Source organism: Planococcus sp. YIM B11945, assembly GCF_050864155.1.
In the GTDB taxonomy this organism is placed as follows: Bacteria; Bacillota; Bacilli; order Bacillales_A; family Planococcaceae; genus Planococcus.
The window spans coordinates 128,123-145,221 of the sequence record NZ_JBOZWR010000006.1 but is presented as its reverse complement, the minus strand read 5'-3'; the positions used below and the strand labels follow the sequence as shown (position 1 = coordinate 145,221).

Sequence of the window (17,099 nt, the reverse complement as noted above, 5' to 3'; positions counted from 1 at the left end):
AAAGCGAACTTAAAATAAAAAGGCCCATCAGCTAGTTGCTGATGGGCCTTTCGTTTTTAGCTTACTAATCCACGGATGCCATCGATCAGTTTGTTGAAAAAGTTCTTTACGCCTTGCCAGAAGCCGTCATCGTTTACCACGGTGCCGATTTTGTCTTCAATCGTTTTGCTCAAGCCTTCTAGTTCGTTCGACCATTTTGAGAAATCGATATCCAATTTGCGGATCCGGTCCATCAAATCAGTCAATAGTTTTCGGTCTTCCGGGCTAAGCTCAATTTGCAGTTTCGATAATTGCTCTTCAACAATTTTCTCTACTTCTTCACGCGTTGCCGGATTTTGCTCGGCAATTTCTTTTTTGATTTCCGTAAGCAATTCACTTACTTTTGCATCGTCTACGCCGCTATCAGCGATTTCCGTAGCTACTGTCAATTCATCGTTGGCTACATCGGTCCGTTCCGGATCCAATTCTTCACCGTTGACTTCATATGCTTTGTAAATGCCGACAAGCGCTGAATGGCCAGTAACCGGTTTTGGCGCAGCCACTTCAACGGTCGCGTTTTCGATTCCTGCAGTCAGCATGGCGTTTGCATACATTTCCGTCGTTACTTCCGTAATGTTGTCCGGAGTGACGATTTGAATGACCAAGCCTTCGCCTTCGTTCTTGCGGGTGATTTTAGCGGAAGAATACATGCGCGAGCGAGCATCACTGTCTTTAATGTATTTGGCAAGGTCCTGCCCCGTCACTTCGATTTCTTCTACTTCTGTATCGCCTGTCACTTCTAAGCTTTTTGCAACGCTTTCCTTTTCAGCAGCGGACAAGTTGCCGCCGAAAACAGCGATTGGCAAGCCGAATTTTTCATTGATGCCCTCATTGGCTGAGCCGATGGCGGGTTGTACGACTGATACCGCTAAAACTAAAGCGATGGCAGATAATGTTTTTTTCATGGTTTATTGCCCCTTTCTCCAAATTAATACGAATTTTGTTGGAAAAGGTTGCATCACTTGGTGAATTTTGTCCAACCTTCTTCTTGTACGATTTTTCGGGCTTTATACAATGTGCCGAGCGCGCGTTTGAAGGAAGCCTTGCTCATGCCGAACATTTCCTGGATTTCGTCTGGCGTTGATTTGTCGGTAAACGGCATTTGGCCGCCCGACTCTTCCAAATAGGCCATGATTTTTTCTGCGTCGCTCGACAAGCGTTCTTGTTTCCGAGGAAGCAGCGATCCATTCAATGTCCGGTCTTCTTTGACGCCAATGACACGGACTGTTTTTTCTTCCCCAAGGCGCGGTTCTTCTTCCCGTTCCGATTCGTGGATGAAAATCCGGTACATTTCCGGTACCGAAAGCATAAATGATCCGACAGGCAACAAACGATAAGCCCGTGCTTTCAAGTCTTTGTTGAATACTTCTTCCGGCGCCGGAGCCGACAATTCAATGACGGTTTCTTCCGTTGCAAGGCGTCCGTACAAGTCGCCATAGCGGTCTGTGCGGAGCGTCATGAAAATATGGTCACCTGGCTGCGGCCATAATTCTTCAACTTGCGGAAGATCCGCTGGGAGTACATACACTTCACGTGTTGTGCCGATATCCACAATCGCACCTTCACGGCGTGAAATTTTCAAAACTTTTGCCCAACCGTATTCACTCGGCAAAATATGGGGAATCATCGGCGTTGCTGAAATGCCCCCTTGACGATTTCGGTACATAAATACTTCAATAACGTCGCCAATGACTTGCCCTTCTTCAATTTCAGACGCGTTCATCAACACGTCATCTCCCGATCCATCCGTTAAGACCCATTGAGAAGTCGACCGGTCTTTAATGCGCAATGTTGCTTTTAATCCTGGGTGCAATGCCATAAAATAAAACCTCCTGTATCATTTATGATTCGTTTTGTTCGTTTTTCAGCTTTTCCAGTTCTTTTATAAATTCCGGATGCTCTTCCAACACTTGAACAAGATCGGCAATCCGGTTTATTGAATTCCAGCTAAGATGGTGTTCAATTCCTTCCACATCGTTGTAGATGCGTTCTTCGTCAACGCCAATCAATCGAAGAAATTGTTCAAGCAGATCATGACGCTTCACGAGCCGCTTTCCTAATTTCTGGCCTTGCGGCGTCAACACAAGCCCACGATACCGCTCATAAATCAAATATCCGTCTTTATCCAGTTTCTGGACCATCTTCGTCACGGAAGAAGGCAAAACCGATAAAGCTTCCGCAATATCTGATACGCGCGCATACCCTTTTTGTTCAATTAGTGAATAGATGATTTCAATATGGTCTTCCATACTTGGAGTAGGCAAAATCGGTTCCTCCCTAACGTGGCTCTATTCAGTTTACTATACCGCACACTATCGAACAACCGCGCCCGGCCGCTCCAGAAATAGATTCATTTTTCTGCTATGTCCATAATTGCGCCCTTTTAACTAAACAATGAACTGTTCTTTTACGGGTTCTCCCTTTCTTCTTATAAAGCCGGAGAAGAAGCAATTCCCTATTGCCAAATTTATACAGGTTTTATTCTCATTACACGAGGGTATCTAATACTATCGAACCAGAAAGGATAGGTGAGGAACATGGGACGCATTCTTTGGATTATTTTAGTTATTATTCTAGCATTTTGGTTAATCGGATTTGTAATGGACATTGCAGGCGGATTAATCCATATTCTCCTTGTCATTGCAGTCATCATTTTCATCGTAAACTTAATCTCCGGCAGACGGGGGGTTTAGGCAAAGAAAAGAGGCAGCTGGGAATTTATCCCGGTTGCCTCTTTTTTATGGCTTTATCTTTGCATAAACGCACGTATCGCGAAGTTTTCTTCCCACTTTGGAAATCGCGTCGTTTCGCAGTATGCCTTCCAATTCGAAGTTGAGCCGCTCGGCGACCGCTCGGCTTCTCACGTTGTCCGGGTCGCAGCGGATTTCCACGCGATTAGCCTCCAGTTCTTCAAAAGCGAAACGCGCAATGCGGTCAACCGCTTCTGTTACATATCCTTTGCCCTCAAAACGATTGTCCACCCAGTAGCCTATTTCAAATTTACGGACGGCCCAATCGATTCGGTGAAGGCCGGAAGATCCGATAAATTCCCCTGTTTCTTTCGAGAAGAAATGCAGCCGCAAATCTTTCCGCAACTGGAAATCCGCAATGGCTTCAATCAGGTTGGCTTCCATTTCTTCCAAATCCGGTTTGTTTTGCGCAAACGGCATCCAAGGACGCAAGGCATCTAGGGAATGAAGAACTGCCTGATAACTCAGTTTGGCGTCTTCGCGTTTCGGTGCCCGGATCAACAACCGTTCCGATTCAAATTCATCCGGGAAATCAAGCAGCACCGGATTAAACGTCGGCTCTTTCGGCGTGTCGATAGCATCATCCCAATGCACCGGCGTCGTGACGCCCGCTTGCCAGTCTTCCCGTGTCAGCCCGTAAGTCACGGCATCGTAATAGCGATTTTCGATTGGCGAAAACCATGCTTGGCGCAAATGGGCTTCTTTGGCAAAGCCTGCCCGCTCGAACGCTTTGCGCATCGCGAAATTGTCATGTCGCGTATTGCCTTCCAGACGAATTTTCTTTTCGGGTAAAGAGAAGACGTGATCGGCAATCATTTTAAGCGCTTTTGGCCCGTAGCCTTTCCCGCGATACGGATCGGCAATCCGCAAATCGAAAAGCGGAATGTCATCCTGCAAATCGAAAATTTTCACGAGGCCGACTTGTTCGCCTTGCTCGTTTTCAATCCAAAACGTAGTGACTTGGTCGGATTGATAGCCGCCTTCTTCAATCGTTTTTTGAATCAATGCCCGGACCGGGTGTTCAATCCCATGAAACGGCCATGAATTTGTCGTCATAAAACGAATCAGTTGTTCTTGTTCTTCCATTGTCCATTCTGTCAGTTTCACAACTTTATCCCCCATGCACTTGCTACTTCTGAATTTTCACTAGCCGAAGCGCATTTAAAATAACGAGCAGCGTAGCACCCATATCCGCAAAAATCGCAATCCACAATGTCAGCCATCCTGGAATAATCAGAAGCAAAGCAATTATTTTTAATCCCAAGGCAAAAATGATATTTTCTTTTATTATACGCAAAGTTTTTCGGCTGAGTCGAATCGTATACGGAAGTTTTTCCAAATCATCGGCCATCAGCGCAATATCCGCAGTCTCTAATGCGGCATCGGTTCCGGCTCCGCCCATCGCAATGCCAATGGATGACGCGGCAAGCGCCGGTGCGTCGTTGATGCCATCTCCGACCATCGCAACGCGTCCATACGTCTGTTGAAGTTCTTTAATGGCCGACAATTTGTCTTCCGGCATCAATCCAGCGCGGACATCGGTCATCCCCACTTTCGAAGCAATGGCGTTCGCCGTTGCCGGATGGTCGCCTGTCAACATAATCGTATGTTGGATGCCCATGTCTTTTAGATTTTTTATGATTTCCGGGCTTTCGCTTCGGATGGCGTCCGCCACTGCGATGGCGCCGATCAGTTCCATTTCGGAAAAGACTGCAGTCACCGACTTGCCGCTTTCTTGAAGTGTACGATATGGCGCTGGAATGGCAAATCCTTGTTCTTCAGCCCAGTTCAAACTGCCGACCGAAACGCGGATGCCGTTGACCAACGCACTGGCCCCTTTGCCGGTAAGCGATTGAAAGTCTTCATATGGATAAGTTTCATGCGCGCCGACCATGATTGCACGCGCCAGCGGATGCTGCGACATCGCTTCTACAGAAGCTGCAATTTTCACCACTTCTTCTTCCGTGTACCCGGATTCTGCAAACACATCGGTCATTTCGGGATAGCCTTTCGTCAATGTGCCGGTTTTATCAAACGCAATCGCCTGAATGCGTCCGGTTTCTTCCAAATGGATGCCGCCTTTAATCAACACGCCTTGCCGGGCAGCATTGCCGATCGCTGTGACAATTGCCACTGGCGTGGACACGACGAGCGCACACGGACAGCCGACAACGAGTACGGCAAGCCCTTGGTACACCCACAACTCCCAATTTCCGGTAACTAGACTTGGCACAATCGCCACTAAAAACGCGATGGCGATAATCGCCGGTGTGTAATATTTGGCAAAGCGGTCGACAAATTTCTGCGACGGTGCTTTTTCGGCCTGGGCTTCTTCGACCAAATGAATGATTTTAGCAATCGTTGTATCTTCCACGCGCTTCGTAACATTCACCTCAAGGGCGCCTTCTTCGTTAAACGTTCCCGCAAATACGTCGTCGCCTGGCTGCTTCGTTGCCGGAATCGATTCACCGGTAATCGCCGCTTGGTTGACCGAAGACGTGCCGCGCAGCACCGTCCCGTCCATGGCGATTTTTTGGCCCGGTTTCACAATTAGCACATCATTGATCCGGATGTCTTCCGTATCGAGCTCGAGCAGTTCGCCACTGCGCTGAATCAACGCACGGGCTGGCGCCAGATCCATTAAACCACGGATCGATTGGCGGGCTTTGTTCATCGAAAAAGCTTCCAGCGCTTCGCTGACAGCGAATAAAAACACCACAACGGCTCCTTCGCGCCATTCGCCGATGATGACGGCACCGATGATTGCGATGGTCATCAAAGTTTTCATGTCAAACTGCAATTTTGTTAGATTTTTTATCCCGGTCCAGAACATGCCGTAGCCGCCGATGAAAATCGACAAACCGAACAAACCGATTGCGCGAGGGCTGGTTTCGCTCGTTTGAAGCGACACAATAATCCCAATCGCCAACAGCACAAACGAAATGGCTGTTTCGATCGTCTGGCGCCGTTTGTAAAAAGGCACATGCTCGACTTGTGCTTTTTCGGGGTAGACACGGATATGGTCAAAAGCCCCTGCTTTCTCCAACGCTTCGATGGATACGTTGCCATCGACAGTTAGTTTGGAAGCTCCGAAATTCAAATTGACTGAAGAGGTTTCCGGAAGTTCCCGGACATTTTTTTCAAATTTTGCCGCACAGCTGGTACAGGACAAATTTTCAAGACGGTATGTTTTTTGCATCCTCAGCACCTTCTTTCGCATGTTCGTGGGCAATGGTTACGAGCTGGTACACATGGGCATCCGACAAGGAGTAATAAACTTGTTTTCCTTTCCGCACTGATTTCGCCAATCCTCTATCCCGCAAGTAGCGCAGATGGTGCGAAGCGGTCGCAGTTGAAGAGCCAATGACGGCTGCAATGTCGCAGACGCACATTTCTTCTTCTATTGTTAAGGCATAGGCAATATTCAACCGCGTTTCATCCGCCAGCGCTTTAAACAAATTGGCGACTTCCGTCATATCGGCCATTCGCGCTTGGACGTGGTCGACCACTTCCGGATGGACTTTTGTGATTTCGCAAATCTCTTTCATAGACTCTACCCACTTTCATTCAAACGAACATTTGAGTGTTTTTTATTAGTATAAATCTTCCGACAATAATAGTCAAACGCTCATTTGATTGTATGGATATTTACATGCGGAATAAAAAATGCTAAAGTTTTTACTATTGCGATTCCCCCGGGACTTCTCTGAGAGTGAGGAGTCATAAAATTTAATAAAGGAAGTGGAAATTTTTGAACACCCTATCTTATAAAGAGCAGTGGTTCGGCAATATCCGTGCCGATATACTGGCAGGGATTGTTGTGGCGCTTGCTTTAATACCGGAAGCGATTGCTTTTTCCATCATTGCAGGCGTCGATCCCATGGTCGGTCTGTATGCCTCCTTCTCAATCGCCGTCATCATTTCGTTTGTCGGTGGCCGCCCTGCCATGATTTCCGCAGCTACCGGCGCTATGGCGCTCGCCATGGTGTCCTTAGTGCGCGACCACGGCTTAGATTATTTACTCGCTGCGACAATTTTAACTGGGATTCTTCAAGTGGTTTGGGGAATGCTGAACATTGCCCGGTTTATGAAATTCATTCCGCGCGCGGTCATGATCGGCTTTGTGAACTCACTGGCCATTTTGATTTTCTTGGCACAAGTGCCCTTCATTTTTGGAATTAACATGATTACGTATGTATTTGTCGGCGTAACGCTCGCCATCGTTTACATTTTGCCGCGCTTTTTCACGGCAATTCCGGCACCGCTTATCGCAATTCTCGTGCTGTCCGCGATTGTAATGTACACTGGAATCGATATGCAAAATGTCGGAAGCCTCAGTACGATTTCGCAAGCGCTGCCGACGTTCTTCCTGCCGAACGTTCCGTTCAATTTTGAAACCTTGCAGATCATTTTCCCAACCGCTTTGGCGCTGTCCATTATCGGCTTGTTGGAATCGCTTTTGACGGCGTCGATCCTTGATGATGCCACTGAAACCGATTCGGATAAAAACCAGGAAGCACGTGGACAAGGCATCGCCAACTTCGTCACCGGCTTTTTCGGCGGCATGGCAGGCTGTGCGATGATTGGCCAATCCGGCATCAACGTTCAGTCTGGCGGCCGTGGCCGCTTGTCCACGTTTACGGCCGGTGCCGTCTTGATGTTTTTGATTATCGTCCTCGGCAACTGGGTCGTGCAAATTCCGATGCCGGTTTTAGCCGGCATCATGGTCATGGTATGCATCGGCACATTCGACTGGGGGTCGTTCAAGTATTTGGCGACTGCTCCAAAAGCCGACGCCATTGTCATGCTGGTAACCGTGATTGTGGTTGTTTACACGCATGATTTATCCAAAGGCGTTCTCGCTGGCGTCGTATTGAGCGCAGTTTTGTTCGCAGCGAAAATCTCCAAAGTAGACGTGCGAAAAAAGGAAAATGAAAAGGATGCGTCGAATGTTTATACAGTACATGGCCAACTTTTCTTCGCCTCTACCCAAGATTTCGTGGCATTTTTCGATACGGTCGACTCAGCTGACCACATTGTTTTGGACTTTTCAGATGCCACGATTTGGGACGATTCAGGCGTCGGGGCCGTAGACCGCGTGATGAATAAATTGCAGGCGAAAGCACAAAAAGTGGACATTGTCGGGCTGAACGCGTCCAGCCAAAAGCTGGTCGACAAACTGGCGACTTATGGCAAGGGCACTAAAAGTTCCAGCCAACATTAAGGGGGATTTTGGATGTATCAAAAAATTCTTGTTGCAGCAGATGGTTCCGACCATTCGATACGGGCCGCTCGCGAAGCGGTGAAAATGGCAAAAGCAAATCCCGATTCACTTATCACCCTTCTTTATGTCATCGATTATGAAAAAGCACGCTCTGAAATTCTTCACGGACAAAGCAGCGACGAAGTCCATTTTGAACGGCGCAAGCACTTGCTGCCGTTGGAAGATATTTTCCGTTCGGAAGGCATCGCTTTTGAAACTAAAACATTGCACGGCACTCCGGGATCGACCATTGTCCAGCATGCCAACGAAACAGGCTACGACATCGTCTTTATCGGCAGCCGCGGCTTGAATGCTTTTCAGGAAATGGTGCTCGGCAGCGTCAGCCACAAAGTGGCAAAGCGCGTGCAGGCGCCGGTTATCATCGTTAAATAAGAAACGGCCAGGCGCGTGAACATGCCTGGCCGTTTTATTGTTGGAGGAAGACGCAATTTCATACTCTGCGCGGCAAAATACGCACGCTTGTGAAAACTTATGCACGTTCAGGCGAAAATGCGCACGCTTATAAAAACTTATGTATGCTCAGCGGAAAATACGCACGCTTACGAAATCTTATGCACGTTCAGCCGAAAATACGCACGCTTACGAAATCTTATGCACGCTCAGCCAAGAATACGCACATTCAACCATTTCACCAGCTAAAAACGGCCCGCAAGCAAAGTTGCGGGCCGTTTTCTTTATTGAACTATCCAATAAGCAATGCTGAACAAAGCAATGCCGCATGCTAAGTTGGCAGCGGCATACAGCACTGCGCTTCCAATCTTTCCTTCTTCCAAATCCTTTACCACATCAAGCGCCATCGTTGAAAACGTTGTAAAGGCGCCGAGAAAACCCGTCACCCAAAAAACGTTCAGCTGCCCGCTGCCGATAAAAGCCCCGAGCACAAAAGAACCCAAACTGTTGACAAGCCAAGTCGCAATTTTCGGTCGCCACGCTTTGCTTTCAGCTAAAAGATAAAAAAGATAGCGGGCAATCGCCCCAAGAAATCCGCCTGTTGCAACGGCAATCATACGGACTCACCTCTTCTTCCAACCCATAAGCCGCCAGCTGCTGCCGCAATGCAGCCAAGTGTCATCGACAAAGCAAACGCCATTCCGAGAAAGATGGATGCATCCAAATAATGAAACCAGTCATTCGAGAAAGCGGAGAATGTGGTAAAAGCCCCAAGCAATCCGGTAGATACCAATAGCCTCAACTCAGCCGGTTTTCGGTTCAGCCGCGCTGCTGCCACACCGATGAAAAAACTGCCGACGAGGTTGACGGCCCATAACCCGAAACCGCCCGGGACTAAAGCGTATACCCAGGCCCGCAATAGCGAGCCAATCATGCCGCCAACGCCCACTGCCAAAATCTGTTTCACCAAACCGCCTCTTATCCGTTTTTCTCCATTATAGCTTACTCAGGCAACAGGGTTAATTCGGATCCTTTGGCATTCCCGTCAATCGCCGTTTCGTGGTAGTTGCCTTCCGCCCAATCGTCCACTTGGTTGTGGAAATAATCCGATTTCATGTGCCCACTCTGACCCGGCCCGACAATGTGATACGCCGAAGACAAATCGCTCAAATCGGCGACAAACCGCCAGGAAGCCCCGTGGTCAACGTTTCCTTCTGAATCAGACGCTGCCGCTTGAACGGTAATATTCGATCCGCCAATCGGCACGGGATCCGGATTCAAAAACTGTTCAAAAATCGGCGATGCTCCTGCCAATGGATGCGGGAACGTCAACTGGTGGCGTTCGCCCCAGTTCCAATCGTTGAATTTGTCGCCAAACTCGTCTTCGAGTTCCGATACTGTCGCTTCCAGCGAATCGGCCAGCCATTTGCCCGTGCCGCCGTATTCGGTTACCCACGCCCCTTCATTGCCCGCAAACGCATCGCGCATCATTTCATCGGTGATATGATTTTTCCCAGGCAGCATGCCAAACACATCTTCCGGGAACTCGTCAGCCAGTAAAGTCACCGGCAATTTCTTCATCCATTGATGGAAAACAAGCGGCGCGGCTTCGTCTTTGCTGTCCACTTGGTCCCACTGCTCCATCATATCGAGCAAGTCGTCAAAGTCATGGGTTTCACTTCGGACAGCGGCGATCATATCGTCCAAAAACTCCGCTGCATACAAATTCTTCTGGTCCATCTGCAGCGCCATCATATCTTCAGGCGTCAACTCGTCCGATGCTTCCAGTACTTCCGCAATCCGCTCATAGCGATACGGCTGCGCCCAGAAATCGGTGATATGGTACGGATACGAATCGTCCACCACTTGGTTGTTCGCCGTGGCAATAAACCCTTCTTTCGGATTGACCAGTTTAGGCAGTTCATCAAACGGCACATAGCCTTTCCAGCCATAATCCGCGGAATCGCCTGGAACCGGCAGCTGGCCATCACCCGTTTTGCGGATTGGAATGCGTCCATTCGCTTTATAAGCAATCGTGCCATCGGTTGAGGCGAATACAAAGTTTTGCGCAGGCGATTGGAAATCCTCCATCGCCGTTTCAAACTCATTCCAATCTGATGCTTTATTGAAACTTAGCACCGCTTGCAGTTCGAGTGTCGGTTCCAAAGCTGTCCACTGCATCGAAAACAGCGCCCCTGGATCTTCTTCCTCGTACAACACATTCGAAATAATCGGGCCGTGGCGCGTCACGACCACTTCAAACTCTTCCGTCTTGCCGTCTTTTATTTTAATCGGTTCGTTTCGAACTTCCGCTTGTTCCCATTTCCCTTCATATAAAAACTGAGTCGGGTTCTCCGGATTCGGCGTTTCAATGTACAAATCCTGTACGTCCGGCCCGACGTTCGTGACGCCCCACGCAATTTTTTCGTTATGGCCTAAAATGATGCCCGGAATTCCTGCAAAAATAACGCCGCTGACATTTTGTTCAGGCGACTCCAAATGCATTTGGTACCAAATGGACGGCGTGCTGAGCCCCAAATGCGGATCGTCCGCCAATAGCGGCTTGCCGCTTACCGTTTTGTCTCCTGAGACCACCCAGTTGTTGCTGCCGTTGAATTCCGGCGGGATGACCGAACCGTCAAACTCGCCTGCCACTTTTACCGGCTGCTTTAAATTCGCTTCAATAATAGCGGGAGCATTTTCCGGATACGTGATGAACAATTCTTTCGCTTTGTCTTCAGGGAATTCATTTAATGCCCAGTGGCGGATGGCAAGCGTCGACCAGTTGCCGCCAAGGTCGTAGGCCATGAACTTGCCGATCGTCAATGAATCCGTCGGCGTCCACTCTTCCGGCTCATAGCCAAGCAGCGTAAATTCAAAGCTTAACGTCCCTTCTTCTTTTGCTTCTTGCATGTAAGCATTGACGCCTTCTGCGTACCACTCGAGCACTTGCTTTGCTTCTGCGTTATAACCGTTCCATGACTTTTCAGCCGCATCCCTCAAACTAAACGTCCGGAAAAACTTATCCGTGCCAACAGCGGCCGCGCCTACAACTTCCGCTAATCGGCCGCTTGCTTGGCGGCGGGACAAATCCATTTGGAACATCCGGTCCTGCGCTTGCACATAGCCTTGCGCCCGGTATAAATCTGCATCGGACTCCGCCTGAATATGCGGCACGCCCATATCGTCCCGCGTCACCACCACTTCGCTGTCGAGAATGCTGACGGCCTGTTCCCCTTCAATGACCGGTTTGGATTTGTCTATGTAAACGTTTACAAAAATGAGCGCACCTACCACCAAAACCATCAGTACTCCTAATATGCCCAAAATCCATTTTAGCTTTCTTCCTTTTTTCGTTTGCTTCGCCAACCCCTACTCCCCCTTTTTCTTTCTGTTTTTTCATTCGACTGTTCAAACAAAAAATCCTTTATTAGGAAAAAATAAAAAACCCGCAGCTGCGGGTCAATGTCGCCTGTCTTCTTCGCCTAACACCATTTTCACTTTGGCCACTTGCTTTTTCTCGGTCAACACATAGAGCACATCGCCAACCCGGAGCTTTGTTTTGCCGGTCGGCATGACGAGTTTTCCCGAACGGATGATGGCGCTGATGACGGTCTGCTTTGGCAAACCTATCGTTTGAACATATTGCCCCGCAAATGGCGATTTGTCCGACAGCTCGATTTCCAGCATTTCGGCATTTGCCCGGTCCATCGAAACCAATTCCAGCGAATGAATGCGTTTTGGCTGTTGGCGGCCATTGAGCGATAGCTTTTTCGCCATAAACGGAATGGTCGACCCTTGAAATAAAGCAGATGTCAGGACGATGAAAAATACGATATTAAAGAACAAAAAGCTATTTTCCACACCTGCCAGCAAAGGGAACGTGGCAAGAACAATTGGAACAGCTCCTCTTAGCCCTGCCCAGGACAAGAAAATTTTTTCTTTTATGGAATAATCGAAGAAACTGGTGGAAGCAAAAACCGCAAGCGGCCGCGCCACAAGCAATAACACCAACGACAGCACTAGCCCTTTCCAAATCAAGTCCCAGTCCGCCAATTCCCTTGGAAAAACAAGCAAGCCAAGCATGACGAACATCAAGATTTGCATGAGCCACGCGACCCCTTCATGGAAGCTGACAATGGAATAGCTGTGCGTCAATTCCCGCGTCCCAATAACAAGCGCCGCGAGATAAACAGCCAGCAGCCCGCTTCCGTGCAGCGTCGCCGCAAAGCTGTAAATAAAAATGGCAAAGCCTGCTGACAAAACCGCATACAAGCCGGAAGCGTCCAAATTGCTGTGATTGATCACCCATGCCGCAAAAAAACCGAGCCCTAAACCGATGATTGCCCCGAGGCCCATCTCTAAAACAAAACTGCCGACCATTTCCCCAACCGACAAATCCGGCGTTTCGAGCAAATGGATAAACGTAATCGTTAAAAACATCGCCATCGGATCATTGGTTCCAGACTCCGCTTCTAACGTAGAGGAAATTTTTGATTTGATGTTTTGGCCTGCCAGAACCGAAAACACCGCCGCAGCGTCAGTCGAACCGACAATAGAGCCAAGCAAAAGTGCTTCGACCCAATTAATATCGAGGATATAATAAGCTGCTTCTGCCACAACCAGTGTAGTGATGACAACTCCGACGGTTGCCAAGACGAGAGATCCGCCCAGAACAGGCTTCATATGCTTCCAGCTGGCTTGCAACCCCCCTTCGAATAAAATAAAAATCAAGGCAACAATTCCGACCAATTGAGCAATTTCTGCGTTGGAAAAATAGATGAGCCCGGTTATGTCACTTCCTAAAAACATACCGATAATCATGAAGAGGACAAGGGAGGGAACACCGGCACGCGAAGAAACTTTTGTCATTAGTACGCCGGCTAGGAGGAAAATGCCGCCAATCAAAATAATGCCGTTCGTCGAAAGCTCGATCATCCCTTCCCCTCCTTTTTCTGAATAGTTAATTATATCACATTTATTTTGCCGAATAGCAGTGTTGTACTAGGCTAAGAATATTTTGCTTTGTCCGATTCACCAAATTAAAAGCGGCATGCCCAGTACAGGCACGCCGCTTTCTAATTTCTATTAAACTAAATCTTCTCCAACAATTTTCACTTCAAGTTCCAAATCAATATTGAATTTTTCACGAACTGCTGATTTAACCATTTCAATCGTCTGGATATAATCATTCGCTGTTGCATTGTTTTTATTGACGATAAATCCAGCATGCTTTGTTGAAACTTCCGCTCCGCCAAAGCCTTTTCCCTGCAATCCGCTTTCTTGGATCAGCTTGCCGGCAAAATTGCCGGGCGGCCGTTTGAAGACACTTCCTGCAGAAGGAAACTCAAGCGGCTGCTTGGTTTCCCGTTGATAGGTCAGTTCACTCATTTTTGCATCGATAACGGTTTGTTTGCCAAATTCCAATGCGAATTCCGCAGACAGCACGTAATAGCCTTTTTTCGTGATAATGCTTTTCCGGTAGCCTAGCTCCAAATCTTCTTTTGACAAAATAAGTTTTTCGCCTTCGCGGGTTAGGACGGTCGCTTGCTTGATGACGTCTTTGATTTCCCCGCCGTAAGCGCCGGCGTTCATTGCCATCGCTCCGCCGATCGATCCTGGAATGCCGCAAGCGAATTCCAATCCCGTCAGACGGTGAGAAGCAGCTGTCTTCGACACTTCCTTGATGTTTGCTCCGCCTTGCGCATAAACCGTAGCGCCGTCGATGCGAATCACGTGCAAGCCTTTCAAGTTTAAAACGATTCCCCGGACTCCTCCGTCGCGGACAACCATATTGGAGCCGTTTCCGAGAAGCAAAAGCGGAATGTTGTTGTCGTATGCATATTTTACTGTATAAACAGTTTCATCTTCAGTTTTCGGTGTCACAAAAATATCAGCTGGCCCACCCATTCGCGTAAGCGTGTGAAGGTGTAGCGGTTCGTCAACTTTCACCTGTTCTTCAGGCAAAAAGCCACGCAAATCTGATAACCATCTCTCTTTCGTCATTCAAAGCAAATCCCTTCTAATTCTTTTCATTCTCTTCAGTATCATATGTTATGCACCATTTTACAAGCGAAAACGGCATCTTCCGTTCAAAAGTCCGATAAAAAAATAATATCTCGAATTCGAGAATTATTAATTAAAACCTATTGACACTAAGATTTCTTTTGGCTATAGTGATTATAGAACAATAATCTTAGGAGGCAATACACATGAAAAAATGGACAGTAGACGCAGCTCACTCAGAAGTAGGATTTTCAGTAAAACACATGATGATTTCAAAAGTAAAAGGCTCTTTCGCTGCTTTCGAAGCAACGGTTGAAGCAAACGAAGAAGATCTTCAAGGTGCTTTAATTGATTTCAAAATTGATGTAACTAGCATTAACACAAACAACGCAGACCGTGATGCCCACTTGCGCAGTGCCGACTTTTTTGATGCTGAGCAATTCCCATACATCACGTTCAAAGCGAATGAAATCGTGAAAAAAGGCGACGAGTATGAATTGACTGGCGATTTGACAATGAAAGGCGTTACTCGCCCAGCTACATTTGAAGTGGAATATGGCGGCAAAGGCACTAACCCATGGGGCGCAGAAGTTGTTGCATTTAGCGCTGAAGGAAAAGTAAACCGCAAAGACTTTGGCCTTACTTGGAACCAGTCTCTTGAAACAGGCGGCGTCCTTGTTGGCGAAGATATCAAGATTTCTCTTGAACTTGAAGCAAACCCTGCATAAGAGTTGAAAAGCTCGTCCACATTATTTTAAATAAAAAAGCCGTTAATTCGTTTTCGAATTAACGGCTTTTTTATTTGCATCTAATCAATCTCCAAGTTTCTTCAGCGGTTTGACAGCCGGTCCTTCCATTACTTCACCGGTATAAGAGAACCGTGAACCGTGGCAAGGGCAATCCCATGAGCGCTCTGCTGTATTCCATGCTACTTCGCAGCCCATATGCGTGCACGTTGTATCGACAAGGTGGATTTGGCCGTACTGGTCGCGATAGCCGCCTGCTTTTTTATCGCCGACTTTCACAAAGGCGCCTTCATCTTTACCTAAACTATCCACTGTTTTTATCGGCATTTTCAGTTTTCCTTTGACCAGCTCTTTCGCCACTCCCGCGTTGTCTTTTATGAAGCTCGCAATGTCCACGGCTTTCATTTTCGGGCGAGTCGGATCATAGAGGCTCGCGTAGCGATTGTCTTGGCCTAAGATTTGGTCGGACAACAGCTTTCCAGCCACAGCTCCGTGGGCCATTCCCCATTTGTGAAAACCGGTAGCGACCAAGATGTTGTCATAGCCTGCTGTACTGGTTCCGATATAAGGCACTTTGTCGAGCGTCGTCATGTCCTGTGCTGACCAGCGATACGGAATTTCCTCAATCCCGAAATGCTCTTCGCCAAACTTTTCGAGGTTGTGGTAATGCTGCATCGTTTCTTTGCTTTTCCCGGTCGGATGGCCTTCCCCCCCGATCAGCAGCAGCTTTTCGCCGTCATCGGTAGTGGCATAGCGCAAAGAACGCGATGGCATATCTGCACTGACGTACATATCATTAGGCACCGGCCCTTTTGTTTTGACGCCAATAACATAAGAACGCGTAATATTAAGCCGTGAGAAATACATGCCGTCCGCATCGTTGAACGGGTAATGCGTTGCAACGATTACTTTATTGCACGACAAATGCGACATATTTTCCGTCTGGATGACCGGATCGTTTTTCTTCAAGATCTTCGTAGCCCGCGTGTGCTCGTAAATGTCAACGCCCATGTCTTTCAGTTCTTTCACAAGGCCTGCCAGAAATTTTACGGGATGGAACTGGGCTTGGTTGCGCATCACGATGGCTTCTTCCACCGGATACGGAAGCTCGACTTGCTCTTTCGCCAATCCGCCATCGATGCCAAGCTGAGCATACGCTTCCGCTTCTTTTTCAATCAGCTTGGCGGCAATTTTGGTTGTTGTGTAAACAAAAGCATTTTGATGCGAAAAGTCGCAATCGATGTTCAATTCCGCTGCCGTTTGCTTGATCCAATCCAACCCATCCAAATTCGCTTCGTAATAAAGGCGAGCTTTTTCTTCACCCATGATTTTAATCAATGGATAGTAGAACAGCCCATGCTGTGCAGTAATTTTAGCCGTTGTATTTCCTGTCACGCCATCCAGCAATTTTCCGGCATCGATCAACGTGACTTTTCTGCCCGCTTTCGCCAGCAAATATGCGCTGATGATTCCAGCGATTCCGCCGCCGACCACAGCTATGTCCGTTGATTGGTTTTCCTGCAATTTCGGGAAACTTGGAATTCCTTTCACATCGCGCCAATAAGACTTTGGAAATTCCGGGACGCGGCTTGTGTTGGTTTCATTTGACATATCCTGCCTCCTAACAACCGTTTTAGTTACTAACTACCCTCTGCTCTTAATTTTAATCAATAGAAAAAGCCCAAAAGCGAAGTTGCGCTTTTGGGCTTTTATAAGTTGGACTAAAAAAAGTATATTTTTATAATCCGCTTCGGTCGCTTTGGGCATGGCTCTACGCGATTTACGTAGCGAGTAGTACTCCTGTCTCTGCATCGCTGCGCTAGCTTCGAAGCAAAGGAACTGCCTCAAACTTCCTTTGCGGCAATTCCTTGCCTAGCCCGTGGA

Annotated in this window: 16 protein-coding genes; 4 read left to right on the top strand and 12 right to left on the bottom strand. The window is 47.9% G+C overall.

Annotated features, from left to right (window positions below):
- Positions 1-56: 56 nt before the first annotated feature.
- From ACRRQV_RS13235 to mntR, 3 genes are read right to left on the bottom strand one after another with little or no spacing between them, the layout of a single operon-like run.
- Complete coding sequence (locus ACRRQV_RS13235) at positions 57-944, bottom strand: DUF1002 domain-containing protein (RefSeq protein ID WP_432531624.1); 888 nt, start codon at positions 942-944, stop codon at positions 57-59.
- Between the two features lie 53 nt (positions 945-997).
- Positions 998-1,858 carry a CvfB family protein gene (locus tag ACRRQV_RS13230; RefSeq protein WP_432531622.1) on the bottom strand — a complete coding sequence of 287 codons (861 nt, stop codon included), beginning with the start codon at positions 1,856-1,858 and terminating at the stop codon, positions 998-1,000.
- A 22-nt stretch (positions 1,859-1,880) separates the two neighbouring features.
- A complete protein-coding gene (mntR, locus tag ACRRQV_RS13225; RefSeq protein WP_432531620.1) occupies positions 1,881-2,303 on the bottom strand; it encodes a transcriptional regulator MntR in 423 nt (140 codons plus the stop codon).
- A gap of 273 nt (positions 2,304-2,576) precedes the next feature.
- Between mntR and ACRRQV_RS13220 the strand changes: the two genes are divergently transcribed.
- Positions 2,577-2,732 carry a lmo0937 family membrane protein gene (locus tag ACRRQV_RS13220; protein ID WP_432531618.1) on the top strand — a complete coding sequence of 52 codons (156 nt, stop codon included), beginning with the start codon at positions 2,577-2,579 and terminating at the stop codon, positions 2,730-2,732.
- Between the two features lie 45 nt (positions 2,733-2,777).
- Here the strand turns inward: ACRRQV_RS13220 and ACRRQV_RS13215 are convergent, their stop codons facing one another.
- The 3 genes from ACRRQV_RS13215 to ACRRQV_RS13205 are packed head-to-tail and all read right to left on the bottom strand — an operon-like array spanning position 2,778 to position 6,337.
- A complete protein-coding gene (locus ACRRQV_RS13215; protein ID WP_432531616.1) occupies positions 2,778-3,896 on the bottom strand; it encodes a GNAT family N-acetyltransferase in 1,119 nt (372 codons plus the stop codon).
- Between the two features lie 22 nt (positions 3,897-3,918).
- Positions 3,919-5,988, bottom strand: coding sequence for a heavy metal translocating P-type ATPase (locus tag ACRRQV_RS13210; RefSeq protein ID WP_432531614.1), 2,070 nt, complete (start codon positions 5,986-5,988; stop codon positions 3,919-3,921).
- On the bottom strand, positions 5,966-6,337 hold the full coding sequence (locus ACRRQV_RS13205) for an ArsR/SmtB family transcription factor (protein ID WP_432531612.1): 372 nt from the start codon (positions 6,335-6,337) through the stop codon (positions 5,966-5,968). Before ACRRQV_RS13205 ends, ACRRQV_RS13210 begins: the two co-directional genes overlap by 23 nt.
- 203 nt (positions 6,338-6,540) lie before the next feature.
- Between ACRRQV_RS13205 and ACRRQV_RS13200 the strand changes: the two genes are divergently transcribed.
- The gene (locus ACRRQV_RS13200; RefSeq protein ID WP_432531610.1) at positions 6,541-8,013 is read left to right on the top strand and encodes a SulP family inorganic anion transporter; all 1,473 of its coding nucleotides are present in this window, start codon (positions 6,541-6,543) and stop codon (positions 8,011-8,013) included.
- 12 nt (positions 8,014-8,025) lie between these two features.
- On the top strand, positions 8,026-8,445 hold the full coding sequence (locus ACRRQV_RS13195) for a universal stress protein (RefSeq protein ID WP_432531608.1): 420 nt from the start codon (positions 8,026-8,028) through the stop codon (positions 8,443-8,445).
- Positions 8,446-8,747: 302 nt separating this feature from the next.
- Here the strand turns inward: ACRRQV_RS13195 and ACRRQV_RS13190 are convergent, their stop codons facing one another.
- The 5 genes from ACRRQV_RS13190 to murB all read right to left on the bottom strand — a co-directional run bounded on the left by ACRRQV_RS13190 (position 8,748) and on the right by murB (position 14,469).
- Entirely contained in the window at positions 8,748-9,080 is a 333-nt protein-coding gene (locus tag ACRRQV_RS13190; RefSeq protein ID WP_432531606.1) for a fluoride efflux transporter FluC, read from the bottom strand.
- Positions 9,077-9,430, bottom strand: a complete 354-nt coding sequence (locus ACRRQV_RS13185; RefSeq protein WP_432531604.1) for a fluoride efflux transporter FluC — start codon at positions 9,428-9,430, stop codon at positions 9,077-9,079. The genes ACRRQV_RS13190 and ACRRQV_RS13185 overlap by 4 nt, the downstream gene beginning before the upstream one ends.
- A 35-nt stretch (positions 9,431-9,465) precedes the next feature.
- Positions 9,466-11,769: a penicillin acylase family protein gene (locus ACRRQV_RS13180; RefSeq protein ID WP_432531722.1), complete on the bottom strand. Its 2,304-nt coding sequence runs from the start codon at positions 11,767-11,769 to the stop codon at positions 9,466-9,468.
- Between the two features lie 156 nt (positions 11,770-11,925).
- Positions 11,926-13,401, bottom strand: coding sequence for a potassium/proton antiporter (locus ACRRQV_RS13175; RefSeq protein ID WP_432531602.1), 1,476 nt, complete (start codon positions 13,399-13,401; stop codon positions 11,926-11,928).
- A gap of 150 nt (positions 13,402-13,551) precedes the next feature.
- Positions 13,552-14,469 (bottom strand): UDP-N-acetylmuramate dehydrogenase, encoded by a 918-nt coding sequence (gene murB, locus ACRRQV_RS13170; RefSeq protein WP_432531600.1) that lies wholly within the window; start codon positions 14,467-14,469, stop codon positions 13,552-13,554.
- A 206-nt stretch (positions 14,470-14,675) separates the two neighbouring features.
- Between murB and ACRRQV_RS13165 the strand changes: the two genes are divergently transcribed.
- Positions 14,676-15,197, top strand: coding sequence for a YceI family protein (locus ACRRQV_RS13165; protein WP_432531598.1), 522 nt, complete (start codon positions 14,676-14,678; stop codon positions 15,195-15,197).
- Positions 15,198-15,281: 84 nt separating this feature from the next.
- Here the strand turns inward: ACRRQV_RS13165 and ACRRQV_RS13160 are convergent, their stop codons facing one another.
- Entirely contained in the window at positions 15,282-16,826 is a 1,545-nt protein-coding gene (locus ACRRQV_RS13160) for an FAD-dependent oxidoreductase (protein WP_432531596.1), read from the bottom strand.
- Positions 16,827-17,099 lie beyond the last annotated feature (273 nt).

Bases quoted from the DNA above. Each gene is read 5' to 3' on its own strand.
- ACRRQV_RS13235 (WP_432531624.1), bottom strand. From the start codon at position 944: ATGAAAAAAACATTATCTGCCATCGCTTTAGTTTTAGCGGTATCAGTC.
- ACRRQV_RS13230 (WP_432531622.1), bottom strand. From the start codon at position 1,858: ATGGCATTGCACCCAGGATTAAAAGCAACATTGCGCATTAAAGACCGG.
- ACRRQV_RS13220 (WP_432531618.1), top strand. From the start codon at position 2,577: ATGGGACGCATTCTTTGGATTATTTTAGTTATTATTCTAGCATTTTGG.
- ACRRQV_RS13210 (WP_432531614.1), bottom strand. From the start codon at position 5,988: ATGCAAAAAACATACCGTCTTGAAAATTTGTCCTGTACCAGCTGTGCG.
- ACRRQV_RS13205 (WP_432531612.1), bottom strand. From the start codon at position 6,337: ATGAAAGAGATTTGCGAAATCACAAAAGTCCATCCGGAAGTGGTCGAC.
- ACRRQV_RS13195 (WP_432531608.1), top strand. From the start codon at position 8,026: ATGTATCAAAAAATTCTTGTTGCAGCAGATGGTTCCGACCATTCGATA.
- ACRRQV_RS13190 (WP_432531606.1), bottom strand. From the start codon at position 9,080: ATGATTGCCGTTGCAACAGGCGGATTTCTTGGGGCGATTGCCCGCTAT.
- ACRRQV_RS13180 (WP_432531722.1), bottom strand. From the start codon at position 11,769: ATGGTTTTGGTGGTAGGTGCGCTCATTTTTGTAAACGTTTACATAGAC.
- ACRRQV_RS13175 (WP_432531602.1), bottom strand. From the start codon at position 13,401: ATGATCGAGCTTTCGACGAACGGCATTATTTTGATTGGCGGCATTTTC.
- murB (WP_432531600.1), bottom strand. From the start codon at position 14,469: ATGACGAAAGAGAGATGGTTATCAGATTTGCGTGGCTTTTTGCCTGAA.
- ACRRQV_RS13165 (WP_432531598.1), top strand. From the start codon at position 14,676: ATGAAAAAATGGACAGTAGACGCAGCTCACTCAGAAGTAGGATTTTCA.
- ACRRQV_RS13160 (WP_432531596.1), bottom strand. From the start codon at position 16,826: ATGTCAAATGAAACCAACACAAGCCGCGTCCCGGAATTTCCAAAGTCT.